Below are 23,372 nucleotides of genomic sequence, written 5' to 3' on the forward strand. Positions count from 1 at the left end.
GGTCCGTGCGCCGCGGTCACCGCGACCCGCCGAGGGGGACCACGGCCACCGGGCAGCCGGCCCGGTGCAGGACGCCGTAGGTGGTCGAGCCCAGCCGGGCCAGCCGGTGCCGCCGGTGCCCGACGACCAGCAGCTGGGCGCCCAGCGCGGCCGCGACCAGCGCCCGCGCGGTGCGGTCGCGGACGACGAGCTCGCGGACCGGGACGGCGGGGTCCTTGTCGTGCCAGCCGGCCAGCGCCTCGGAGAGCAGCCGTTCCTCGGCGTCGAGCACACCGGCCCAGTCGGCCACCGGGCCCAGGGACTGGAAAGCGGTGTCCAGGGCGGCGTCCTGCCAGGCGTGCACGGCGACGAGGTCGGTGCCGCGGGCCGCCGCCGCGGCGAAGGCGACGGCGAGCACCTCCTCGTCGCCGGGGCGCCCCTCGACGCCGACGACCACCGACCTCCGGTCCCGGGCGCGCACCGCGGTCTCGTCCGGGAGGACCACCACCGGGCAGGGCGCGTCCAGGACCACGCCGCCGGCCGTGGAGCCCAGGAGCAGCCCGGACAGCCCGCCGCTGCCGCGACTCCCCACCACCAGCAGCTGGGCGCCGGCGCCCTCGGCGCGCAGCACCTCCACCGGGTGCCCGTCGCGGACCTCCCAGCCCACCCGGCCGGCGCCCAGTGCGGCCTCCGCCCCGGCCGCGGTCTCGGCCACGAGGGACTCCGCGCTGCGCCGGACCGCCCCGGCCAGCCGCCCGGCGGAGGTGGTGAGGTCGGCCGCGGGCCAGCTCAGCGCGTGCACGAGGCGCAGGGGCGCGCCGCGCAGCCCGGCCTCCTCGACCGCGAGGGCGACCGCGCGGGCCGCCTCGGGCGAGGCGTCGACACCGGCCACGACCGGCCGCTGGGGGACGCTCACGTCGGACCTCCTCAGTGCTGGCTCGGGACGGCGGTGGCCGCGGGCAGGACGCGCACGCCGATGACGCCGCTCACCGTGCGGGCGAGGGCCCGCACGGCCTCCTCCTCGGTCTCCGCCGAGGTCTCCGGGACGCCGCCGGTCCGCTGGACCGTGGCGATCCCCTCGCTGACCTCGACGTGCCAGGCGTCGGGCTCCCCGGTGTAGGCCTCGACGAGCCGCAGCAGGTCGCCGCGCAGCTGCGCGTCGTCGCGGACCAGGGTGCGCAGCAGGTCCCGGCGGCTGACGATGCCGACCAGGCGGCCGCCGTCGACCACGGGGGCGCTGCGCAGCTGCTCGTCGACGAAGAGCCGGGCCACGTCGGCGACGTCCGCCGTCGCCTCCACCGCGCGCACGGCGCGCGTCATGACGCCGTGGACGAGCACCGGCGGCGGGGCCGCCGCGGTGTCCTCCTGCCGCCGCAGGTGCGGCCGCGGGTCCTGCGGCAGGCGGTCGCGCAGGACGTCGGCCTCGGCGACGATGCCGACCAGCCGTTCGTCGTCGTCGACCACCGGCAGGGCGGCGAAGCCCCGGTCGGCGAGCACCTCGGCCGCGTACCTGGCCGAGGTCTCCGGCCCGACGGTGACGACCTCCCGGGTCATGACGTCTCGAGCCTGCACGGGGGCGCCTCCTCGGGTGGACCTGTCCTCGCCGCCGACGCTAGGCGCGGGCGGCTCGGCCGACCCAGGGTCTCCGGGTGCCCCCGGTCGGGACCTCCGTCCCTGCCACCGGGAGCCACCCGCGGCGGATCGTCGGGGCCTCCCGCCGGGGTGCCGACCCGGCGCGTCCCGAGGAGGTCCCCGTGACCGACGCCGGCGCACCCCGCCCCGACGGCGACCGGCCCCGCGTGGTCGTGGGCGTGGACGGCAGCCCGCCCGCCCGCGCCGCGCTGGTGACCGCGCTGGGGGAGGCCGCCGACCGCGGCGCGGCGCTGGAGGTCGTCGCCTGCTACGCCGGGGAGCTCTACCTGATGACCAGCATGGTGGCCACGGCGCCCGATCTCGCCGGCCTGCGCGAGGACACCGCGGCCCGGGCCCGTGAGCTCGTCGCCGACGCCCGCGGCGATGCGGCGCTGGAGGCCGTGCCAGGGGTCGGGGACGTCCCGGTGGACGTCGTCGCGTCCCCGGAGCCGGCTGCCCACGACCTGGTCGACCGGTCGGCCGGCGCCGACCTGCTGGTCGTCGGCAACCGGGGCCGCGGCGCCGTGCGCAGCGCCGTGCTGGGCTCGGTGGCGCTGCACTGCGTCACCGCCGCCCGCTGCCCCGTGCTCGTCGTCCACGGCACCCCCGAGCAGCGGACCGCACCCGGCCCCGTCGTGGTGGGCGTGGACGGTTCGCCGGCCTCGCGGGCGGCGCTGAACGCCGCGGTGGACGAGGCGGCCCGGATCGGTGCCGACGTCGAGGTGCTCGCCGCCTTCTCCCTCGACGACGCCTGGAGCGACCTCTGGACGGTCGTCCTCCCCCCGGTCGACCAGGTGTACGGCCAGGTGCTCCGGCGCACGCGGGCCGTGGTCGACGAGGTCCTCGCCGGGCGGACCGACGCCCCGGACGTGCGCGTGCTGGCCGAGGAGGGACCGGCCGGCGAGCTGCTCGTGGCCCGGGCGCGGGAGGCGTCCGTGCTGGTCGTCGGCGGCCGCGGCCACAGCACGCTGCGCGGCCTGCTGGTGGGCTCGGTGGCGCTGCACTGCGCCGTCGCCGCGCCCTGCCCGGTCCTCGTGGTGCACCCGGCCGACCGGGCGGTGGCGGCCGCGGAGCACGCGGGGGCGGTCGCGGCCGCGGGCTGAGCCGGCCTCACCCGGCGGCCGGCACCGGGCGGCCGCCGACGTCCGCCCGCCGGCCGGCGGACGGGACGCCGGCCGGGGCGCCGATCCGCAGCAGGGCCTGCGGGTGGGCGGCCCAGGACAGCGCGGAGCGCAGCTGCGTGCGGGTGAGGGGCACGTCGAGCACCCCCGGCAGCGGGGAGGCGGTCCAGCCGAGGTCGGCCAGCACCAGCCGGAGCCGCTCGAGGACCTCGCCGCAGCGCGCCCAGGCCCGGCGGTCGTCGGTTGCGGTGGTGAGCATCAGCAGCACCTGACCGGTGAGGTCGGCGCCGGTCGGCCGGGTCACGAGCTCCCGGTGCTGCTCCCGCCGGACGGGCACCAGCCCGACGTCCCCGTCCGCGGCCAGGCCGGCCAGCCGGTCCAGGACGTCGTCCGGGACCGGCCGCCCGGGCAGCGGCCGCCCGGGCAGCGGCCGGGCGGACCGCGACCGGTCGAGCAGGGAGGAGCGGGCCGCCAGCTCCGGGTCGGCGGGGCCCGCGGCCGGCCGGACGGCGGCGACGAGCGCGGGGTCCCCCGGCCGGGGGAACCACCGGACCGCCGCACCGCGGCCCGCGCCGGCCAGCGCGACCCGCAGGTCCAGCACGGCCGCGCCCGCGTCGATGACGGCCCGGCGAGGTGGCGGGGCCGGTGCCCCCGGCCAGCCGTCGCCGGACCCGGCCCGGACCTCGAGGGCGCCGTCCCGGACCACGACGGCCCAGGGCTCCCCTCCGCGGGGTGACGGGGCCGGCCGGACCCGCCGGGCGATCTCCTCGAGCGGGGCCGGGCGGTCCGGCGGGGTCGGGTGCATGGCGGACTCCTCGGTGCGTGGTGCCGGGCCAGCGTTCCCCGCGCGGGCGGACCCGGGCGCGAGCCGGGCGTCACCGGGCGCTGCGACCAACGTCCCGCCCCTCCGGGACCTCGTCCCGCACCGGTGGGCCCGGCGCCGCGGCGACGATGCGGGGGCCGGGGACCCGGGCGGCCGGGTCGACGCCACCACAGCTGGGAGCCGACGTGGACGCCACCGCACCGACCGACCGGGGACGACGCGTCGTCGTGGGGGTGGACGGCTCACCCGGTGCCGACGCCGCGCTGGCGTGGGCCCTGCACGCGGCGGCCCGCACCTCCGCCCGGGTCGACGTGGTGACCGCCTTCCCGATCGACGTGTACTGGGCCGACGCCTACCTGCTCGACCAGCGGCGCATCGAGGTCATCCGGTCGGACACCGCGGCCCGGGCCCGCGACGTCGTGGCCCGCGTGCAGCACACCGACCCGGCCGTCCGGGAGGTGCCCGTCGAGCTGACCGTCGCGGCCGGCGCGCCCGCCCCGCACCTGGTGGCCCGGGCCGACGGCGCCGACCTGCTCGTCGTGGGCAGCCGGGGCCGGGGCGCGGTGCGCAGCGCGCTGCTGGGCTCGGTGGCGTTGCACTGCACCACGCACGCGCCGTGCCCGGTCGTGGTCGTGCACCCCTCGCGCGGCCCGGTCGAGCCCCGCGTGGTCGTCGGCGTGGACGACACCCCGGTCGCGCGGCACGCCCTGGCCCGCGCCGCGGTCGAGGCCGAGCGGCTGGGCGCGCGGCTGGAGCCGGTCGCCGTCCACCAGCCCCTCGACTTCTGGGGCGACCTGCCCCCGGCGAGCGCGCCCCTGGTGGCCGAGACCCGGGAGCAGGCCGCCCGGCGCGCGCAGGCCGTGGTCACCGACGTCCTCGGCCCCGCGGCGACGGTGGACGTGGTCGAGGGCGCCCCCGGCGACGTGCTGGTCCGCCGCGCCGAGGGCGCCGCCCTGCTCGTCGTGGGCAGCCGCAGCCGGCTCGGCCTGCCCGGGGTGCTGCTCGGCTCGGTCGCCCTGCACTGCGTGGTGCACGCCACCGGACCGGTCATGGTCGTGCACCCGGCCGACCCCGACGCGACGCCGGCCGGCACCGTGGGCGCCGTCCCCGCCCGGGCCTGAGCAGCGCGGTGCGCGCCTGGGCCGTCGGGCGGCCGGGTCCGGTCGACACCGGCCCCCTGGTCCGCGTGGACCGCGAGCTGCCCGGGCCCGGGCCCGGGCAGCTCCGCGTGGACGTCACCTGCTGCGGCGTCTGCCGCACCGACCTGCACCTGGCCGAGGGCGACCTCGCGCCGCGCCGCCCGCTGGTGGTGCCGGGGCACGAGGTCGTCGGCCGGGTGGCCGCGCTCGGCCCCGGGACCGGCCGGTTCGCGGTCGGGGACCGGGTCGGGGTGGCCTGGCTCGGCGGTACCGACGGCAGCTGCCGGTTCTGCCGGCGCGGTGACGAGAACCTGTGCACCGCCCCGGTCTTCACCGGGTGGGACGTCGACGGCGGGTACGCCGAGGCCTGCCTGGTCGACGAGCGCTTCGCCCACCGGCTGCCCGACGGCGTCGACGACGAGCACGCCGCCCCGCTGCTGTGCGCCGGGCTCATCGGCTACCGGGCGCTGCGGCTGGCCGACGTCCCGCCGGGGGGCGTGCTGGGCGTGTACGGGTTCGGCGGCAGCGCGCACCTCACCGCCCAGGTCGCGCTCGCCCAGGGGCTCCGGGTGCACGTGCTCACCCGCGGCGAGCACAACCGGGCGCTGGCCCGGCGGCTCGGTGCCGACTCCGTGGGTGACGCCCGGGACCCCCCGCCCGAGCCGCTCGACGGCGCGGTGCTCTTCGCCCCCGCCGGGGACCTCGTCCCGGTCGCGCTCCGGGCGCTGGACCGCGGCGGCACCCTGGCCGTGGCCGGCATCTGGCTCTCCGACGTCCCGCCGCTGGTCTACGCCGACGAGCTCTTCCAGGAGCGCCGGCTGCGCAGCGTCACGGCCAACACCCGCCGGGACGCCGAGGAGTTCCTCACCCTGGCCGCCCGGCTCGGCGTCCGGGCCACCACGGTGCCCTACCCGGTGGACGAGGCACCGCGCGCGCTGGCCGACCTCGCGCACGGCCGCTTCGGCGGGGCCGCCGTCCTGCACGCCCGGTGAGCGGAGTGGATCCGTCGGCGTCACGCCGATGTCACGCCGACGGATCCACTCCGCTGCGGGGTCCGGCCGGGACGCCGAGCACCAGGTTGAGCGCGGCGCCGAGCGCCGCGCCGAGAGCCGCGCCGCCGACCACGTCGAGCGGGGCGTGGCCGCCGAGGTAGACCCGGGCCACGGAGTTGAGCAGGGACAGCGCGACCAGCAGCACCAGCCACCGGCGCCGCACGTAGGGGGCGAGCAGGACGACGATCCCGGCGGTGATCACCGCGTGCCCGGAGGGGTAGGCGATGCCGGCCGAGGGGACGTCGCGCAGCACCGCGCCGGGGATGGTGCTCCCCGGCCGCTCCCGCTGCACCAGCGCCTTCACGACCTCGCCGTGGACCAGCAGCTTGAGCGGTACCAGCAGCACCAGCCCCGCGAGCAGCCGCCACCGGCGCAGCGCCAGGGCCACGACGCCCACGAGCAGCGGCATGCCCAGGACGCCCAGCAGCTGGAAGGCCCACAGCGGCCAGCGCACGGCCTCCGGCCAGCCGTTCACCCAGGCGAACACCGCCCGCTCGCGCGGGCCGACCTCGCCGGAGGAGACCAGCCACGAGCACAGCACCGCCACGGCGACCGCGACCAGCAGGGTCCACAGGTCCGCCCGCCGCCGGGTGGTCACCGGGGCACCCCGACGCCGCGCCGCCACAGCACGAACGCCACCGCGCCGACCGGGATCGGCAGGAACCAGGTGAGGAACCGGAACAGCAGCACCGTCCCGGCGGCGGCCGTCGCCCCCACCCCGGCCGCGGTCAGCCCGGCGACATAGCTGAGCTCGGCCACCCCGAGCGCGCCCGGCGTGACCGGTACCAGCGTCACGAGCCGGGTGATCGAGAAGACCGCCAGCAGCTCCACCCAGGACAGCTCGGCGCCGCCGCCCACCGCGCGCAGGCAGGTGAGCAGGACCAGGAACAGCGCGGTGTGGCTGGCGACCGCGGCCGCGGTCAGGTGCGGCCAGCGGGCGCGCACCAGGTCCTCCGACCCGGCGCGGAACCGCTCGGCGCGCTCCGGCCAGCCCGTGGGCGCGCTCCGGCGGACCAGCGGCGCCGCCCACCCGGCCAGCCGCTCGGCGGCGCCGGCGAGCAGCCGGGTCGCCCGCTCGTGCGTCACCGCGAGGAGCAGCAGACCGACGACGGCGACCAGGACGGCGCTGCCGACCGCCGCGGCGATCCCGAGCCCGCTGTCCACGTCGCCGAGCAGGGCGACCCCGCCCAGGGCGAACGCCGGCATCCCGAGCTTGACCAGGTTGTTCCAGACGCCGGTCAGCGCCACGGCGCGGGTGATCTCGGCCGCCGAGAAGCCGAACGAGTGGTACATCGCGGCGTTGGTGCCGACCCCGAAGGCGAAGCCCGCGGGCACCGTGTTGGAGACCGCCGTCGAGGCCTGGTCGCTCATCACCGCCCGCCCGAGGGTCAGGCCGGGCATGGCCGCCATCCACAGCGGCGCGTAGGAGAACAGGTTGACCAGCGCGATGCCGGCCACGGCGACGACCTCGGCGCCGGTCATGGCGCGCACCAGGTCCCACGCCGCCGAGTAGTCGGCGATCCGCGGCAGCACACCGGCGAAGACGGCCACCACGACGGCGACGGTGAGCAGCGCCCGGGCCCACCGACCGGTGAGCACCCGCCGGAGCCGGCGGCCCCGCGTGGGCCGGGGCGGGGCCGCCGTCACGTGCCGAGCGGGTGATCGGCGCGTGCCGTCAGCAGCGTGCCGGTGAGCGCGGGGCCCCAGAAGGTGACGAGCCGGAAGACCAGGACCGCGGCGCAGGCGGCGGCCAGCGGGGCGCCCAGCGCGGTGAGCACCAGGAGCAGGGCGACGTCGGCGGCGCCGGGCACCCCGGTCTCGGGCACCAGCCACCACAGCATGTGCAGGACGCCGTACACCGCGGCGGTGACCAGCAGGGGCACCGGGCCCCCCACCGCGTGCAGCGCCGCGACGAGGACGGCGGCCTCCAGGAGCACCCCCAGCACCGCCCAGCCCAGCTGCGCCCCCCGGCGCCACGCGGTGCCCTCGGGACCCCGGCGGAACAGCTCGCGCAGGGCATCGCGGACGCGGTGCGCGGGCTCCTCGGCGGGGTCCCGCCGGCGGGCCAGCCACTGCCCGGTCAGCACCAGGACCCACGCGGCCAGCCCGACGGCCACCGCGTCGGCGAACGCGTCCGGCACGCGCCAGTCGGTCAGCTCCCCCTCCACCAGCGCCATCACCGACGTGCCGACGGCCACCAGGACGGCGGCGACCACGGCGACGGCGACGAACCGGGCGACGGCGCGGGCCGCGGCGTCCGGCAGCACCCCGGCCCGCTCCAGGTACCGGGCCGCCGAACGCCGCCACCCCGGCCGGCCGTGCAGCAGCGAGGCCCCCTCCGCCGCCATCGAGGCGCCGAAGGTGCGGCCCAGGGCGAGCCGGCGCTCGACGGTCAGCAGGGCCGCCGCCGCGGTCGCGGCCCGGGCGAGGACGGCCAGCGCCAGGGCCGCGCCCACCCAGCGCCACCCACCGTGCTCCACCGACTCCAGCAGGGGGGCCGCCCCGCCGAGCAGCGGGACGGCGACCAGGGCCAGCGCGGACCCCGCGGCGACGGCCAGCCGGGCCGCGACCCCGGGCGGGCCGAACTCGGGGCGGTCGGGGTCGGGGAGGTCGAGCCGGCGGCGCACCTCGTCGCGCAGCCGGTCCAGCCGGTCGCGGTGCCCGCGCAGCTCGGCCCGGGTCGCCGAGGTCAGCGCCAGCGGGGCCAGCCGGGGCAGCGCCGCGCCCACCGCCTCCCGGCCGAGGCCCGCGATCGCGGTCCCGGCGACCACCGCCGGGTCCAGCCGCACCGCCACGGAGGCCATGAGCTCGGCGACGTCACCGGCCAGGGCGTCGTCGTCGGCCCCGGTGAGCGCGTTGCCGAAGTCCACCAGCCAGGCCCGGCCCTCGGCGTCGACCAGGACGCTGCCGGCCACGAGGTCGTGGTGGGCCACCCGTGCCGCGTGCAGCCGGGCCACCTGGGCCCAGACGCGGGCGAGCAGCCCGGGGGTGAGCTCCTCCGGCGGGAGGGCGTCCAGGCCGCGGGCGGTCACGTGCTCCTGCACGACGACCGCCTCCCGCCCGGTGCCGCGCGCCAGCAGCACGCGCGGGGTGCGCACCCCCCGCTCACGGGCGGTCATCGCGGCCACCGCCTCGTGCTCGGCCTGCTGCCCGAGCGGGGCGACGGCGTCGGCGTCCTTGACGTCCCGGGCGGCGAGCAGCCGCCACAGCCGGTGCAGCCAGTCCCGCTCGGCGCGGTCGGGCTCGAGGAACTTCACGTACAGCCGCTGCCCGTCGGCGTCCACGGCCTCGAAGGGGTGCGAGCTGCGGGCGACGACGTCGGCCGGCCGCAGGTCGCGGACCGGCAGGCCGAAGCGGTCGAGCAGCCGGCGCACGCGGTCGGGCTCGACGTGCCGCCGGGGCACGCCGAACACCCAGTGGACCAGCGAGCCGATCGCCCAGCCGCCGGCCAGCCCGCCGACGACGTCCAGCGGCAGGTGGGCGCCGACGTAGATGCGCGCCAGGCCGACGGACCAGGCCAGCGTCCAGACCACCCGGCGGCCGCGGCGGGTGAGGTACGGGACGGCGGCGGTCGCCAGGGCCGCGGCGACGGCGGAGTGCCCGGAGACGAAGCCGAGCCCGGCGACCGGGCCCTCCGGGAAGTTGACCTCGCCGACCAGCCCGACCGGCCGCTCCCGCTGCACGACGCTCTTGACCAGGTCGGCGGCGACGTAGGCGGCCAGGCCGGAGACCAGCAGGTCCCGGGCCAGGCGGAGGCGGTCGGGGAGCGCGAGGCGGCGGTAGGCCAGCGCGGCCGTCGCGAGCACCGGGACAGCGACCACGTTGCCCAGCTGCATGACCACCCAGACCACCGGGAAGACGGTGGCCGGCAGCCCGTTGAGGAGCAGGAAGACGTTGCGCTCGAAGACCGGGAGCTCGCCGCGCCGGGCGATGAGGAAGCCGACGCCCAGGATCGCCAGCCCCAGCACCACGCGGACGAGGTCGACGGGGAGCCGCTGCACCGGCCGGGCGGCCGGCGACGGGTCGCGGCGCAGCCGCTGCTCCGGCCCGGGGGTGGTCACGACGCGGGCGGTCACGCCCCGAGTGGACACCTGCGGGCCGCCTCCCGCTCAGGGTCTTCCGGCCCGGGCCGGGGTGCCCGCCGTCCCGTCAGGTGACGACCGCGACCGGGCACGGGGCGTAGTGGGCGACGGCGTGGCAGACGCTGCCCAGGGGAGCCGGTGCCGCGCCCCGGCCGTGCCGCCCCACGGCGAGGAGGGCCGCACCGGCCGCCCGGTCCAGCAGCGCGGCGGCGGGGTGGTCGGCGGCGGCGACCTGCCGCAGGGGTACGGCCGGGTGCTCGGGGTGGACGTCGGCCACGAGCGCGGCCAGCGTCGCGGCGGCCCGCTCCCGGGCGGCCGCGCGGTCGAGGTCCACCCGGCCGGTCAGCGCCTCGAGGGGGAGGTCGGACCACGCGTGGACGGCGGTCACCTCCCAGCCCCGCCGGCCGGCCGCCGCCAGGGCCGCTCGGAGCACCCGGGCGGAGGCGGGGGACCCGTCCACACCCGCGACGACCTGCTGCGCCACCCCGGCCCGGCGGACCGGGGTGTCGCGGACGACCACCACCGGCCCCGCCGTCCCGCGCAGCAGCTCGGCCGCGCTGGAGCCCAGCAGCACCGACGGGGCCGCGGTCTGCCCGCAGGCCCCCAGCACCAGCAGCTCCGCGTCGGCGGCCAGCCGGGAGAGCACCTCGACCGCCTCCCCCCGGAGCACCTCGACCCGCGCCTCCAGCCCCGGCGCGTGCTGCCGGCAGCGCTCCGCCGCGAGCTCGATCGCGGCCGTGGCCGCGGCGCGGGCGCGCTCGCCGTCGAGGGCGGCCTCCGGCAGGCCGAGACCGGCCAGCGCCCGCACCGGCCAGTGCAGCACGTGCACCAGCTGCAGCGGGCAGCCGCGGGCCACGGCCTCCTCCGCCGCCCAGTACGCCGCCTCGCGGGCCGCGACCGACCCGTCGAAGGCCACCACCACCGCCCCGGTCATCGCCGGCGACCCCACCGGAACCAGGCCAGCGGGCCGACCCAGTTGACCGCGATCACCACGGCCCACAGGCCTCGGCTGCCGTCCACCTCGTCCGGCCGGCGGCGCGCCAGGTCCGTCCAGGCGCCGACCGCGAGGGCGAGCTGCACCGCGGCCAGGGCCGCGAGCGCGGCGCGCTGCCGTCCCGACAGGTCGGCCCAGCGCCGTCGCGTCCGCCCGGTCATGCCGGTCCTCCCGTCGTCGGGGCGCCGTGGTCGGGCGCGGTGGTCAGGGCACGCGGCGGGACCAGCCCGGTTCGACCGCCGCCCACTCGCGGGTCCAGGTCCGGTCGCGGTGCCGGTCCACCAGCCAGAGGACGACGGCGTGCAGGGCCACCAGCACGGCCACGCTCGCCACCCACCCCAGGCCGGTGAGCACCACGGTGCTGCGGGTGGTCTCCCAGGCCGTCATCGGCCGGCCGGCCGGCTCCCCGTCCGCGGTCAGCCAGACGGTCAGCCGGTCGCCGGCGCGGACGGCGCCGGTGACGGGGACGTCCCCCTCGGCCGGGCGGCCGTCCGGTGCGGTCCACTCCGCCGCGACGAGGAGCCGCCCGCCGTAGGCCGAGTCGACCCGGGCCGTGGCGTCCCGCGTGGCGACCGCCGTCACCGCGAGCCGGTCGCGCGCCTGGTCCTCGGCCACGGTGCGCACCTGCTCGTGGACGAGGGTGCCCGCGGTCAGCGCGACCGGGACGGTGAGGAGCAGCAGCAGGGCCAGCAGCACCCACGAGGCCGCCTCCGCCCGGTCCGAGCCCCGCCGCAGCGGCCGGCGCACCAGGCCGAGACGCCGGTGGGCCCGGCCGGCGGGGCCTGGGGTCGGGGCGGTCACCGCGATCTCCTCTCGTCGGTGCGGCACCGGGGGCGCTGCCGCCAGCATTCCCGCGGACGACGCCCGTCGGGAGGGGCCCAGGTCCCGGTGGGACCCCGCCGCAGGTCCCGGTCCGGGGCCGGCAGGCGGCCGCCGGCGCCCGCGGCCGAGGTTCCCGGTCCCCATGGGCGGCGGGACCTCCGCCCCCGGGGACCGCCGACCTGCGGACGTGTCCCGGCCGGCGCCGGGCGCCGAGGCTGGGGGACGACCCGCCGGCGGCCGCGGCTCCCGCACGGCCCGCGCGGGCGGACGGAGGGAGACCGGAGTGACCGAGGACCGCACGCCGTACCCCGTGCGCGTGGACGCGGCACTGGACGCGCCCCTGTCGCGCTGGCTCTGGCTGGTCAAGTGGTTCCTGCTGATCCCGCACTACGTGGTGCTGGCGTTCCTCTGGCTCGCCTTCACCGTGCTCACGGTGGTGGCCTGGGTGGCGATCCTGGTCACCGGCCGCTACCCGCGCGCGCTGTTCGACTTCGACGTCGGGGTGCTGCGCTGGAGCTGGCGGGTGCACTACTACGGCTACGCGGCGCTGGGCACCGACCGCTACCCGCCGTTCACCCTCGCCGACGTGCCGGACTACCCGGCCCGGCTGGACGTGCCCTACCCCGAGCGGCTCTCGCGCGGGCTGGTGCTGGTCAAGTCCTGGCTGCTGGCCATCCCGCACTGGCTGGTGCTGGCGGTGTTCGTCGGCGGCGGCCTGTGGTTCGGGGCGTCGGCCGCCGACGACGGCGCCTGGGACGGGGGCTGGGGGGCCGGCGGGCTGGTCGGCCTGCTGGTGCTGGTCGCCGGTGTGGTGCTGCTGTTCACCGACCGCTACCCGGCGCCGGTCTACGACTTCGTGATGGGCATGGACCGCTGGGTGCTGCGCGTGGCGGCCTACGTGGCGCTCATGACCGACCGCTACCCGCCGTTCCGCCTGGACACCGGCGGTGCCGACCCCGGCACGCAGCCGGTGGGCCCCGGTCCCGGCCCGCTCCCGCAGGCCGCCCCGCCGGCAGCCGCCCCCGTGGCCGCCCCCGCGCGCTCGTCGTGGACCGCGGGGCGGGTGGTCGCGGTCGTCGTCGGCGCCCTGCTGCTCGTGACCTCGACCGGCCTGCTCGTCGGCGGCGGCAGCCTGGCGTGGGCCGACACCACCCAGCGCGAGGACGGCTTCGTCATGACCGGGCGCGAGGACCTGTCCACGGCGCGGTACGCCCTCGTCTCCGGGTCGGTCACCCTGGACACGGCCGGGGACGAGTGGCTCATCGACGACGTCCTCGGCCGGGCCCAGCTGGAGGTCACCGCCGCCGACCCCGGCACGGAGGTGTTCGTCGGCGTCGGCCGGACCTCCGACGTCGAGGGCTGGCTGCAGGGCGTGGGGTACCGCGAGCTGGACGACCTCGGGCCCACCGGGGAGCCGCGCGGGCGCGACGTGGCCGGGGGCGCCCCGGCCGGACCGCCCGGGGAGCAGGACCTGTGGGTGGCCCAGGACGAGGGGACGGGGACCCGCACCCTCACCTGGCGGCCCGCGGACGGCGACTGGACGGCGGTCGTCATGCGCGCCGACGGGGCGGCGGGGGTGGACGTCGTCGTGCGGGCCGGCCTCACCGCGCCGGGGCTGACGTGGCTGTGGGTCGGGCTGCTGGTGACCGGCGCGGCCCTGCTGCTCGCCGGAGCCCTGCTCGTCGCGCTGGCCGTCCGCGGCGCCCACCGCGGCCCCACGGGAGCGGCCCCCGCGCAGCCCGGCCCGCCGGGACCGGTCGCCCCGCCGGCCCCGCGGGGCGCGCCGCCGGCGGACCGGCCGGCCGGCACCACGCCGGGTGGCCCGCGGTGACGTGCGCGGCGGGGTGACCGCCCCGGTCGAGCGGGCCGGGGCGGCCGACCTGGCGATGCGGACGGTGGGCTCCCGGAGCCCGGTGCCGAACCAGCTGGGCGCCGTCCTGGTCCTCGACACCCGGCAGGAGCCCGACCCCGGCCGGCTGGGGCCGGAGGTGGCCCGCCGCCTCGCCGCGGTGCCCCGCCTCCGCCAGCGGCTGGTCCGGCTCCCGCCGGGGGCCGGGGGCCCGGCCTGGGTCGACGACCCGGCGTTCGACCCCGCTGCGCACGTCCGCGAGGTGCCCTGCCCCGAGCCGCGGGACGACCGGGCGCTGCTGGACCTCGCCACCGCGCTGGTGGCCCGGGCCCTCCCCGCGGACCGGCCCGCGTGGGGCGTGGTCCTCGTGCCGGGCCTGGCCGGGGGGCGCACCGGGCTCGTCGTGATCGCCTCCCACGAGGTCGTCGACGGCATCGGCGGCCTGGCGGTCCTGGCCCACCTGGCCGACGGCGCCGCACCGCGGCCCGCCCGCATCCCCGCCCCCCGGCCCCGGCCGCCGTACCCGGTCCTGGTCGCCGACGCCGCCCGGGCGAGGGTGCGGGCGGTGCGCCGGTGGCGGTCCTGGCTGCGCGCGCTGCGGCGGTCCCTCGCGGCCGGCGGTGGCCTGTCGGCGGCACCCGCGGCGCCCTGCTCCCTGCTGGCGCCCACCGGGTCGCGGCGGTGCGCCGCGGCGGTGCGGGTCGACCTGGCGGCCCTGCGGGCGGCGGCGCACGCGGCCGGCGGCACGGTCAACGACGCGCTGCTGGTCGCGGTCACCGGTGCGCTGTCGGCGCTCCTGGCCGCCCGCTGGGAGGCGGTGGACCCGGTTGTCGTCGTCGTGATGGTCACCGCCCGGCGGTCGGCCGGGCTGGCCGAGCTGGGCAACGCCGCGACGCCGCTGGTGGTGCCGGTTCCGGTGGCGGGTGAGCCGGGCGACCGGCTGCGCCGCTTCGCCGGGACGGTGCGGCGCGCGCGGGACCAGGCCACCGCGCCGCCGCTCGTCGCGCTCCTCGGCCCGCTGTTCCGGGCGCTCGCGGGGACGGGCGCCTACCACTGGTACCTCTCCCGCCAGCGGCGCTTCCACACCCTGGTCAGCGACGTCCCCGGGCCCGACCGGCCCGTCACCGTCGCCGGAGTGCCGGTGACCGCCGTCGTCCCGGTCGCGGTGGGCGAGGCCGGCAACGTGACGGTGGCCTTCGACGCCCTGTCCTACGCCGGGACCCTCATGGTGACGGCGGTCGCCGACCCGGAGCGGCTGCCCGACCTGCCGGTGCTCGTGGCGGCGCTCGAGCGGGAGCTCGCCGCGCTGGTCAGCCGGCCGGTGCCGGCAGCGTCGTCGTGAGCCGGGTCGGAACCGCCCGCAGCAGCCGCCGGAGCAGCCCGGCCCCGACGAGCCCGAGGACGCCGAAGCCGGCCACCGGCCCGACCACCTCGGGGACGGTGAAGGAGATGCCGGCGGCCGCCTGCAGCGCGGTGCTCACGCCGATGGTGGGCAGCAGCATCGCGATCAGCACGAGCAGGGGCGCGGCGAGCAGGTAGCCCCGCGGGTCCCGGCGGCGGACCAGCAGCCCGGCCAGGGCGGCGGCCGGGGTGACGACGGCGAGGTCCAGCGCGTGGGTCACCGGGGTCGTGGCGCCCTCCAGCAGGTCCGGCGGGCGCCCCTCCAGGAGGGCGGTGACCAGCGGCGGCGTCCAGACGGCGGCGGTCGTGGCGGCGGCGGCGAGCAGGAACCACGACAGCGCCCGGTGCGGCACGGCGGGGTCCGCGGCCGCCACGGCCAGCGCGGCCCGGTCGGTGGCGGCCGCCGCCGCGGCGAGCCCCCAGAGCGCGGTCGCGGTCAGCGTCACGTAGGCCAGGAAGAGGGGGTTGTAGGCCACGCCGACGGCGTAGGTCGCGTAGACGTAGAGCAGGTAGCCGAAGGCCCCGGTGAGCAGGAGGGAGCCGCGCGGCGACCCGGCCCGGTGCTGCTGCCACGCGGTGATCACCAGCGGCACCCCGAGCGCGAGCACGACCGCGTCGACGGCGGTGTTGCCGGCCGCGGTGAACACCGAGTCGTACCGGTAGAGCCCGCTACCGGCCAGCGGCACGGTCTGCCCCCGCGGGGTCACGACCGGGACGGGGGCACCGGTGGGCCGCCGCAGCAGGCCGGTCGCGGCGGCACCGGCCGCGACGACGGCGGCGAGACCGGCCGCCCGTGCGGCCACGGCGCCGGCCGCCCGCGGAGCGGGTGCCCCGGGCCGCCGGCGCAGCGCCGCGCGCCTGGCCGTCACCGGTCGTCCGCGGGACCGGGCCCGGCCGGCGTCGCCGCCAGCCCGCTGCCGAGCACCACCAGGGAGAGGGCCACCGGGTAGACGATCCAGCGCTCGGTGCCGCCCTCGCCCAGCGCGTCGAACACCCCGGAGCCGCCGAGGAGCTGGTAGCCGACCAGCGCGACCAGCGCGACGGCCCCCAGCAGCACCGGCACGGGGCGCAGCGGCCGCGGCAGCAGCCGGGCGGCGAGGACCGCCGCGAGCCCGCCGCCGGCGAAGGCCACGAGGGACACCAGCTGGTGCACGGCCATGACGGTGTTGCCGGGGAACAGCCCGACGCCGACCATGCCGAGGGCCAGCGCGGCGAGCGGCAGCACGGCCGACGCCCCGGCGCGCAGCCGGGCCAGCAGGGCGGCGGCGACCCCGATGAGCAGGCCGCCGACGACCATGGTGACGTCGAAGACCGCCGCCGAGGGCTGCCGGACGACGTCGTCGGGCCGCATCGCGGCCAGGTCGCTGACCGTGTTGACGCTGCTGCGGTAGTCGGCCGGGTAGAGCGCCTCCGCGGTGACGACCGCCAGCAGCACGCCGGCGCCGGCGGTGAGCAGGAGCAGCCCGGCGAGGGCGCGGGCGCGGCTCCGGGGCGCGGTGCGCGCGCGGGTGCGGGTGGGGCTCGACGTCACGGGTCCTCCTCGGCGGGCGTCCGGAGGGTCCTCCGGCCGCGGGTGTCCGGTCGGGGTCCACGGTCGCGGGCCACGCCGCCGCGGCGGAGGGGCCGGAGGTCCCGGCGGCGGGGGCGCTGGTCCCCGGGCCGGCGGGACGGGACGCAGTGCTCGCCGGGCAGGGACCTCCGGCCCGGGACCCGGGACCGGACCGGCGGGGCACGATGGCCCGGTGAGCGGCGAGGGACCGGCCGGCCCCGGCCTGCGCGCGGGCGGCGACCTGCACCCGGGCCTGCCGCTGCCGTCCGCCGCCGAGAGCCGTCCACCCGTGCCCGCCGCGCGCGCCCGGCGGCCGGTCCGGCCCGAGGGGGCGGCCCTGCGCCGTCCCTCCGGCCGGGACCGCACGACGCGCCACCGGGTGCCGCGCGCGGCCTGGCTCGGCGCCGCCGGCACCGCCGTCGCGGTGGCGCTGCTGGCGCTGTGGGCGGGCCGCCCCGGGGGCCTGCCGGCGCTCGACCGCGCCGTGCGGGAGTGGCTGGCCCCGGCCGGCGTGCCCCCGGGGTGGGCGGTCGACGCCGGCTCGGTGGGTGCGGCGCTGGGGTACCGCGTGCTGTGGGTGCCGGCCGTCGTCGCCCTGGTCTGGGCCGCGCGCTGGCGGCACCTGCTGGTCTACGCGGGCAGCATCAGCGTGATCGCGGCGACCGCGCAGGTCGTCTCCGGCGACGCCGCGCTGGTCCGCGTGGTGCGGGAGGGGGTCACCGGGTCGCCGGGGCACCTCGGCCTGACGGCGTGGCCGGTGATCGTGCTCTCGACCGTGGCCACCGGCAGCCTGCTCGTGCTGGCGCCGCCGGGCCGGGTGCGGCGCTGGGGGTGGGCCGCGGTGGTCGCCCTGGTCGGCGGGCTGGTGGCCGTGCGGGTCGCGCTCGGCCTGGACGCCGTCTCGAACGCGGTCGCGGGCGCGCTGCTCGGCTGCAGCCTGACCGTCCTGGTCGTCGCCCTCCTCGCGCCGGTGGAGCAGTTCCCGGTCACCTACCGGCGGGAGGTCAAGGCGCACCTGCGCCTCGACGCCGCGCGCACCGGGCGGGTGCGCACCGCCGTCCGCGAGCAGCTCGGTCTCGCCCTGTCGGGGATCGAGCCGTACCGGCTGGACGGATCGGCCGGCTCGACGCCCTGCCGGCTGCGGCTGGCCGACGGCCCGCCCGAGCACCTCTTCGGCAAGCTGTACGCGACCACCCACCTGCGCTCCGACCGCTGGTACAAGTGGGCGCGCGTCCTGCGCTGGGGCCGGCTGGAGGACGAGGCCCCGTTCTCCTCCGTGCGCCGGCTGGTGGAGCACGAGGACTACATGCTGCGCCTGCTGCGGGACGGCGGCGTGCGGGTCCCCGCACCGGTGGGCGTGGTCGAGGTCGTCCCCGGCCGGGAGTACCTGCTGGTCACCGAGCTGGTCCCCGGGGCGGTGGAGCTGCTCGACGCCCCGGTCGACGACGCCCTCGTCGACGACGCCCTGCGGCAGGTCCGCCGGCTCCGGGCGGCCGGCGCGGCGCACCGCGACATCAAGCCCTCCAACGTGCTCGCGCAGGGGCGCCGCGCCTACCTCGTCGACGTCTCCTTCGGGGAGCTGCGGCCCTCCCGCTGGCGCCAGGCGGCCGACCTGGCCGACATGCTGCTGGTCCTGGCGCTGGCCGTCGGGCCCGAGCGGGTGGTGGCCCGCGCCACGGCGTTCTTCGACCTCGACGAGCTCGCCGAGGCCCTCGCCTCGACCGGCTCGCTGACGATCCCCCGGCAGCTCGCCCGGCTCCTCGCCGAGCAGGACCGCGACCTGGTCGAGGACCTCCGGGCGCTGCTGCCCCCGCACCCGCGCATCCGGGTGCAGCGGTGGAGCTTGCGCCGGGTGCTGCTGGCGCTGGCGACCGCGGGCGGGGTGGTCCTGGCCGCCGCCCTCCTCACGCTGAACCTGGCCGCCGGCGGCCTGCTGTGACCGGCCCCGGCGCTCCCGTCGCGGGCGTCCGCGGCCGGGACGGCCGGCGCAGGGGGACGGCCAGGCTGCTGCGGGGGTCGAGCCGGTGCTCCTGGTCGCGGACCCGCAGCGGCAGCGTCGCGGCCCGGTGCGCGTCACCGCCGATGACCAGGGCGTCGTGGGTGATGGCCACCTCCACCTGGCGGTGCCCGCGGTAGCGCAGCCGGAACCGCATGCCGGTCAGCTGGTCGGGGAGGCACGGGTCCAGCCACAGCGCGTCCCGGCGGGTCTCCAGGCCGGTGAAGGCCCGCTGCAGGAGGTCGATCGTCCCGGCCATCGCGCCCAGGTGGATGCCCTCCGCCGTGGTACCGCCCTGCACGTCGGCGACATCGCTCTCCAGGGCCTCGAGGAAGTAGCCCCAGGCCCGGCGGCGGTCGCTGCGCGCCAGCACCCAGGAGTGGACGACCTTCGACAGCGTCGACCCGTGGGCGGTGCGGTCGAGGTAGTAGGCGACCGTGCGCGGGATCGTCTGCCGGTCGTGGCGGTAGCCCAGCCGGTCGAGGACGGCGTACAGCTCGTCGGCGGTCAGCAGCTGGAACAGCATGAGGACGTCGGCCTGCTTGGACACCTGGTAGCGGTTCGTGCTGTCGCCCTCGGCCTCGAGGATGCGGTCCAGCCGGCTGATGTCGCCGTAGCGGCGGCGGTAGCCGGCCCAGTCGAACTCCTCCAGCCGGTCGTAGTCGCGGAACTGGGACAGCACGCCCCCGCCGTGCCAGCACAGCCGCAGCTTGCGGCTCACGTGGTCCCAGCGCTCGAGGTCGTGCTGGCGCAGGTCGACCAGGTCGAGCATCTCCCGGCGCCGCTCGGGCGGCAGGACGTCGAGGCACTGCAGGGCCCGCGTGAGGGTCCAGGCCGCCATGACGTTGGTGTAGGCGTTGTCGTCCACACCCGGCTCGCCGCGCCACGGCAGGGCGTCGTGGTACTCGTCGGGCCCCATGACCCCGCAGATGTCGTACCGGTCGTCGGTCGGGTCGTAGGTGGCCAGGTCGGCGAAGTAGGACGCGACCTCGAGGACCATCTCGGCGCCGTACTGGGCCAGGAAGTCCACGTCCCCGGTGGCCTCGTGGTACCGCCAGGTGTTGTAGGCCACCGCCAGCCCGATGTGCCGCTGCAGGTGCGAGTGGTCGGGCAGCCAGTGCCCCGACCGCGGGTTGAGGTGCACCGTCTGGGACTCCTCGCGCCCGGTGGCGCCGCTCTGCCACGGGAACGCCGCCCCCCGGTGGCCGGCCGCCCGCGCGGCGGCGCGGGCCTGCGGCAGCCGGCGCCACCGGTACAGCAGCATGGCCCGCGACACCTCCGGCAGCCGCAGGTCGAAGAACGGCAGCACGAAGACCTCGTCCCAGAACACGTGGCCGCGGTAGGCCTCCCCGTGCAGCCCGCGGGCGGGGATGCCGACGTCGAGGTCGATGCTGTGGTGCGAGACCGACTGCAGCAGGTGGAAGACGTGCAGCCGCAGGGTGAGCGAGGCCCGCCCGGCCGGCTCCATCCGCACGTCGCACCGGTGCCAGAGGTGGCCCCAGGCGAGCTCGTGGCGGGCCAGCGCGGTGGCGAACCCCCCGGCCCGGGCCACCTCGTCCACCGCGGCCTCCCCGGGCTCGCCGATGCCGGGGTCGCGGGAGGTGCACAGCCCGGCCATCTTCTCCACGGTCAGGCGCCGTCCCGGGGCCATCGCCACCGTCAGGTCGACCGCCACCCAGCCCGGCTCGTCGACCGGCACCGGGGGCACCTCCCGCGGCGCGCCGTCGACCAGCACGCGGTGGCGCGCGGCCAGGCCGACCCGGATCCGGGACTGGCTGGTGCGCGCGGTCAGCGCGAGGACGCCGTCCGCACCCACGCCGCACTCCTCCAGCACCAGGTGCCGCCCGGCGAGGCCGCGGTAGCGGGCGACCCCGTCGTTGGTCACCCGACCGTCGAGCCCCGAGCGCACGGTCAGCTCCCCGGACCAGTTCTCCGCCAGCACCGTGCAGTCCAGCGCGGCCAGGCACGGGTCGGCCATCGAGACCAGCCGCCGCTGGGCGATCCGGGTGCGGCGGCCCTGGTCGTCCTCGACGCGGAACCGGCGGGTGAGGACCCCGCGGCGCAGGTCGAGCTCCTGCACGTGGTCGGTCACCGTGACCGCGGCCAGGTCCAGCCAGTCCCCGCCGTCGACGCGGACGGTGAGCGACTGCCAGTCGGGCAGGTTGACCATGCTCTCGTTGGCGATCTCGCGTCCGTCGACCCGGTCGACGAGCCGGTTGTGCACCCCGGCGGCGTACGTGCCGGGGTAGTGGACGCCGTCGGCGCGGGACTCCGGCGCGGCGGCGCGGGTGGCGAACCGGCCGTTGCCCAGGGCGCAGAGCGACTCCCGCAGCCGCTCACCCTCCGGGTCGAGCCCCTCGTAGCGCAGCAGCCAGCCGGTCACGCCCCGAGCGTCCACCCGGCCGCCGCGCCGCACGGCGGCTGACCGGCCCTGTCCTCCGGGACGTCCGTCACTCCCGCGGGCACCGCGCCCGGCGGTGGACCGGAGGTCGTCCACGGCCAGGAGGGACGACCGTGGAGGCGCTGGTGTGCTACGGCCCCGGCAAGCGGTCGTGGGAGGACGTCCCGGCGGCCGGGTGGCCAACATCGGCGTGCACGGGCGGCCCACCACGCTGCACTTCGAGGACCCCTGGATCCGCGACGTCACCATCACCACCGGGCTGGTGGACACCTCCACCACACCCGTGCTGCTGCGCATGCTGCAGGACGGGAAGCTGGACGCCGGCCGGATCATCACCCACCGGTCCGGCTCCGACCAGGTGCCCGAGGCCTACGACCTCTTCGACGACCCGGTCGCCTCGGGCGCGCTGGAGGTGGCCGTGCTGCGCTGACGGGTGCGGCGGCCGGGCCGGTCAGCCGGCCCGGCCGGCCGCCTCCCGGAGCCACCCGGCCACCTCGCCGTCGATCTCCGCCGGGTCGCGCACCTCGAGGTGGTGCACCCAGTGCCGCCCGGAGGGGTGGACCACCTGCTTCCACCGCGGGGAGGGGTCGGGCCGGCCGAGCGCCACGGAGAGCACGACCTCGGCGACCGGGCCGCGCAGGTACCGGCCGGGGCGCCACAGCCAGGCGAACCCGCGGCGGCGGCGGAAGGTCACCTGGCTGCGGCCCACCCGCACCTGCGCGCCCCCGGCCTCCTGCAGCACCTCCGCCACCCGCCGGTGCACCGCGAGCCCGGCCGGGCTGCCGGCGAAGAAGTCCTCGGGGGTCGGCCCGGGGGCCGCCGGTCCCGGCACCGCCTCCGTCATCGCGGCCCCGGGCCCGGTCTCCTGCCCGCCGGGGGCGCGTGCGCCGGCCTCCCGCCCGCCGGCCTCCCGCCCGCCGGCCTCCCGCCCGCATGGGTTCCGCCCCGGGGTCCTACGTCTCTGAGTGCCCCTGCACTCAGAGACGTAGGACCCCGGGAGGGAAGACCGGTGCGCGGCGGCGTCGACGCGCGGCCCAGCGTCACCGCCCGGCCCGCCGTCACCGCCCGGCCCGCCGTCACCGCCCGGCCCGCCGTCACCGCCCGGCCCGCCGTCACCGCCCGGCCCGCCGTCACGCCTCGGCCGGCGCGGTGGCCCGGGCCGCGGCGACCAGCTCGTCCAGCCCGGCCTCGATGCCGGCGGCGAGGACGGCGACGTCGGGCACCGCGGCGGCGTCGGCGGTGACCCCGACGGTGACCGCACCGCAGTAGCTGAAGACCGCCACCCCGGTGCGCAGCGTGGAGGCGATCGGCACGTACGGGACGATCTCGACGCACCGCCGGCCCAGGGCGTAGAGCGGCCGGCGGGGGCCGGGCACGTTGGTCGTCACGGTCACGACGGACCGCTGCCGCAGGTGCGCGGCGATCCGGACCGGCGAGGCGACCGCGGGGAACACGCCGTGGCCGGCGACGGCCACGACGGTGGCGCCCGCCTCGGCCTCGTGCCGGGCCTTCAGCTCGGTCAGGTGGGCCCGGACGGCGGCCAGCCGCTCGACCGGGTCGGCCAGGTGCACCGGCAGGTCGGCCAGCAGCAGGGACACCCGGTTGTCCCGGACGCCCTCGGCGCCGGGCGGTCGCACGGAGACCGGGACGAGCGTGCGGACCGCGTGCGGTCCCGGCAGCTCCCCGCGGCGGAGCAGGAAGTGCCGGAACCCGGAGGTGATCGCGGCGAGCACGACGTCGTTGAAGGTGCCGCCCAGGGCGTGGCGGACCTCGCCCACCTGCGCCACCGAGCCGCGGGCGAAGGCGAACCGGCGCGACGCAGACAGGGGGCCGGTCAGGGAGGACCGCGCCGCGGGGACGAGGGCACCGGCCAGGCCGGCCAGCCCGCGCGCCGTCTCGCGGGTGGCCCGCGCCAGCTCACCCGGCCGCCGCAGCAGCCCGCCGAGGGCGCGGGCCTGGTCGACGGGGAGCGCGGCCATCGACGCGGCGGCGGCGCCGGCCAGCCGCAGCCGCGAGGGCATCGGGTCGGGCTCCCACGCGTCAGGGACCGGCGGCCCCGGCTCGGGGGAGTCGTCGAGGACGACGCGGTAGAGGTCGGTGCCGGAGATGCCGTCGGCCATGCAGTGGTGGATCTTGGAGATCAGCGCCCACCGGTCACCGGCCAGGCCCTCCACCAGCCAGTACTCCCACAGGGGGCGCCCGCGGTCGAGCCGGCCCGACATCACCCGGCCCATGAGCGTGGCCAGCTCGGCGTCCCCGCCCGGTGCGGGCAGCGCCGTCCGGCGCAGGTGGTAGCCGAGGTCGAAGTCGGGGTCGTCCACCCACACCGGCGGACCGAGGTCGAAGGGCACCTCGACGGCCCGCTGCCGGTACCGCGGGATGAGCGGCAGCCGGCCGGCGAGCATCGCGGCGAACTCGCGCTGGGCCGGCGCCGGGCCCTCGAAGACGGCGATCGAGGCGATGGCGAGGGAGACCCCGGCCTCCTCGTCCTCGCCCTGGAGGAACGCGGCGTCCAGCGGTCCCATCCGCTCC

At 78.9% G+C, this 23,372-nt stretch carries 21 protein-coding genes; 7 read left to right on the plus strand and 14 right to left on the minus strand.

The annotated features are described in order from the left end of the window. Positions 1-16: 16 nt before the first annotated feature. Together D0Z06_RS16330 and D0Z06_RS16335 are read right to left on the minus strand one after the other, a co-directional pair. Positions 17-895: a universal stress protein gene (locus D0Z06_RS16330; protein WP_158580006.1), complete on the minus strand. Its 879-nt coding sequence runs from the start codon at positions 893-895 to the stop codon at positions 17-19. 11 nt (positions 896-906) lie between these two features. After that, complete coding sequence (locus tag D0Z06_RS16335) at positions 907-1,551, minus strand: CBS domain-containing protein (protein ID WP_147332069.1); 645 nt, start codon at positions 1,549-1,551, stop codon at positions 907-909. 182 nt (positions 1,552-1,733) lie between these two features. On the opposite strand from D0Z06_RS16335, the gene D0Z06_RS16340 reads away from it, so the two are divergent. Beyond that, a complete protein-coding gene (locus D0Z06_RS16340; protein ID WP_158580007.1) occupies positions 1,734-2,714 on the plus strand; it encodes a universal stress protein in 981 nt (326 codons plus the stop codon). A gap of 7 nt (positions 2,715-2,721) precedes the next feature. Here the strand turns inward: D0Z06_RS16340 and D0Z06_RS16345 are convergent, their stop codons facing one another. Continuing rightward, complete coding sequence (locus tag D0Z06_RS16345) at positions 2,722-3,537, minus strand: hypothetical protein (protein ID WP_117378612.1); 816 nt, start codon at positions 3,535-3,537, stop codon at positions 2,722-2,724. Between the two features lie 203 nt (positions 3,538-3,740). Here D0Z06_RS16345 and D0Z06_RS16350 point away from each other — a divergent pair, with 203 nt between their 5' ends. Then, positions 3,741-4,676 carry a universal stress protein gene (locus tag D0Z06_RS16350; protein WP_158580008.1) on the plus strand — a complete coding sequence of 312 codons (936 nt, stop codon included), beginning with the start codon at positions 3,741-3,743 and terminating at the stop codon, positions 4,674-4,676. An 8-nt stretch (positions 4,677-4,684) separates the two neighbouring features. Continuing rightward, positions 4,685-5,686 (plus strand): zinc-dependent alcohol dehydrogenase family protein, encoded by a 1,002-nt coding sequence (locus D0Z06_RS16355; protein ID WP_117378614.1) that lies wholly within the window; start codon positions 4,685-4,687, stop codon positions 5,684-5,686. A 31-nt stretch (positions 5,687-5,717) separates the two neighbouring features. Here the strand turns inward: D0Z06_RS16355 and D0Z06_RS16360 are convergent, their stop codons facing one another. The 6 genes from D0Z06_RS16360 to D0Z06_RS16385 form a co-directional block, all read right to left on the minus strand. Beyond that, positions 5,718-6,344, minus strand: a complete 627-nt coding sequence (locus D0Z06_RS16360; RefSeq protein ID WP_117378647.1) for a phosphatase PAP2 family protein — start codon at positions 6,342-6,344, stop codon at positions 5,718-5,720. Then, positions 6,341-7,345 carry a lysylphosphatidylglycerol synthase transmembrane domain-containing protein gene (locus D0Z06_RS16365; RefSeq protein ID WP_158580009.1) on the minus strand — a complete coding sequence of 335 codons (1,005 nt, stop codon included), beginning with the start codon at positions 7,343-7,345 and terminating at the stop codon, positions 6,341-6,343. The genes D0Z06_RS16360 and D0Z06_RS16365 overlap by 4 nt, the downstream gene beginning before the upstream one ends. A gap of 44 nt (positions 7,346-7,389) precedes the next feature. Next, positions 7,390-9,822 carry a phosphatase PAP2 family protein gene (locus D0Z06_RS16370; protein ID WP_117378616.1) on the minus strand — a complete coding sequence of 811 codons (2,433 nt, stop codon included), beginning with the start codon at positions 9,820-9,822 and terminating at the stop codon, positions 7,390-7,392. Positions 9,823-9,895: 73 nt separating this feature from the next. Next, positions 9,896-10,762 (minus strand): universal stress protein, encoded by an 867-nt coding sequence (locus tag D0Z06_RS16375; protein ID WP_147332071.1) that lies wholly within the window; start codon positions 10,760-10,762, stop codon positions 9,896-9,898. After that, positions 10,759-10,983, minus strand: coding sequence for a PLDc N-terminal domain-containing protein (locus D0Z06_RS16380; RefSeq protein ID WP_117378618.1), 225 nt, complete (start codon positions 10,981-10,983; stop codon positions 10,759-10,761). Before D0Z06_RS16380 ends, D0Z06_RS16375 begins: the two co-directional genes overlap by 4 nt. Before the next feature lie 43 nt (positions 10,984-11,026). Then, complete coding sequence (locus tag D0Z06_RS16385; RefSeq protein ID WP_117378619.1) at positions 11,027-11,623, minus strand: Rv1733c family protein; 597 nt, start codon at positions 11,621-11,623, stop codon at positions 11,027-11,029. Between the two features lie 304 nt (positions 11,624-11,927). On the opposite strand from D0Z06_RS16385, the gene D0Z06_RS26430 reads away from it, so the two are divergent. Both D0Z06_RS26430 and D0Z06_RS16395 read left to right on the plus strand, forming a co-directional pair. Continuing rightward, positions 11,928-13,475, plus strand: a complete 1,548-nt coding sequence (locus tag D0Z06_RS26430; protein WP_233517740.1) for a DUF4389 domain-containing protein — start codon at positions 11,928-11,930, stop codon at positions 13,473-13,475. Positions 13,476-13,488: 13 nt separating this feature from the next. Next, a complete protein-coding gene (locus D0Z06_RS16395; protein ID WP_147332072.1) occupies positions 13,489-14,835 on the plus strand; it encodes a wax ester/triacylglycerol synthase domain-containing protein in 1,347 nt (448 codons plus the stop codon). Here the strand turns inward: D0Z06_RS16395 and D0Z06_RS25440 are convergent. Together D0Z06_RS25440 and D0Z06_RS16405 are read right to left on the minus strand one after the other, a co-directional pair. Further along, positions 14,804-15,763 carry a hypothetical protein gene (locus D0Z06_RS25440; protein ID WP_158580010.1) on the minus strand — a complete coding sequence of 320 codons (960 nt, stop codon included), beginning with the start codon at positions 15,761-15,763 and terminating at the stop codon, positions 14,804-14,806. The two genes, D0Z06_RS16395 and D0Z06_RS25440, sit on opposite strands and share 32 nt — an antisense overlap. After that, entirely contained in the window at positions 15,760-16,425 is a 666-nt protein-coding gene (locus D0Z06_RS16405; protein ID WP_117378622.1) for a DUF998 domain-containing protein, read from the minus strand. The genes D0Z06_RS25440 and D0Z06_RS16405 overlap by 4 nt, the downstream gene beginning before the upstream one ends. A 211-nt stretch (positions 16,426-16,636) precedes the next feature. Between D0Z06_RS16405 and D0Z06_RS16410 the strand changes: the two genes are divergently transcribed. Then, complete coding sequence (locus D0Z06_RS16410) at positions 16,637-18,382, plus strand: lipopolysaccharide kinase InaA family protein (RefSeq protein ID WP_117378623.1); 1,746 nt, start codon at positions 16,637-16,639, stop codon at positions 18,380-18,382. Here the strand turns inward: D0Z06_RS16410 and D0Z06_RS16415 are convergent. Continuing rightward, positions 18,348-20,822, minus strand: a complete 2,475-nt coding sequence (locus D0Z06_RS16415) for a glycoside hydrolase family 65 protein (protein WP_117378648.1) — start codon at positions 20,820-20,822, stop codon at positions 18,348-18,350. The two genes, D0Z06_RS16410 and D0Z06_RS16415, sit on opposite strands and share 35 nt — an antisense overlap. A gap of 169 nt (positions 20,823-20,991) precedes the next feature. On the opposite strand from D0Z06_RS16415, the gene D0Z06_RS16420 reads away from it, so the two are divergent. Beyond that, positions 20,992-21,270, plus strand: coding sequence for an MDR/zinc-dependent alcohol dehydrogenase-like family protein (locus tag D0Z06_RS16420; protein WP_147332073.1), 279 nt, complete (start codon positions 20,992-20,994; stop codon positions 21,268-21,270). A 21-nt stretch (positions 21,271-21,291) separates the two neighbouring features. Here D0Z06_RS16420 and D0Z06_RS16425 read toward each other — a convergent pair whose 3' ends face one another. After that, positions 21,292-21,672: a DUF5655 domain-containing protein gene (locus tag D0Z06_RS16425; protein ID WP_199522365.1), complete on the minus strand. Its 381-nt coding sequence runs from the start codon at positions 21,670-21,672 to the stop codon at positions 21,292-21,294. A 298-nt stretch (positions 21,673-21,970) separates the two neighbouring features. Continuing rightward, on the minus strand, positions 21,971-23,365 hold the full coding sequence (locus tag D0Z06_RS16430; protein WP_199522366.1) for a WS/DGAT/MGAT family O-acyltransferase: 1,395 nt from the start codon (positions 23,363-23,365) through the stop codon (positions 21,971-21,973). Positions 23,366-23,372: the final 7 nt, after the last annotated feature.

It is taken from the genome of Geodermatophilus marinus (genome assembly GCF_003428645.1).
GTDB lineage: Bacteria > Actinomycetota > Actinomycetes > Mycobacteriales > Geodermatophilaceae > Geodermatophilus.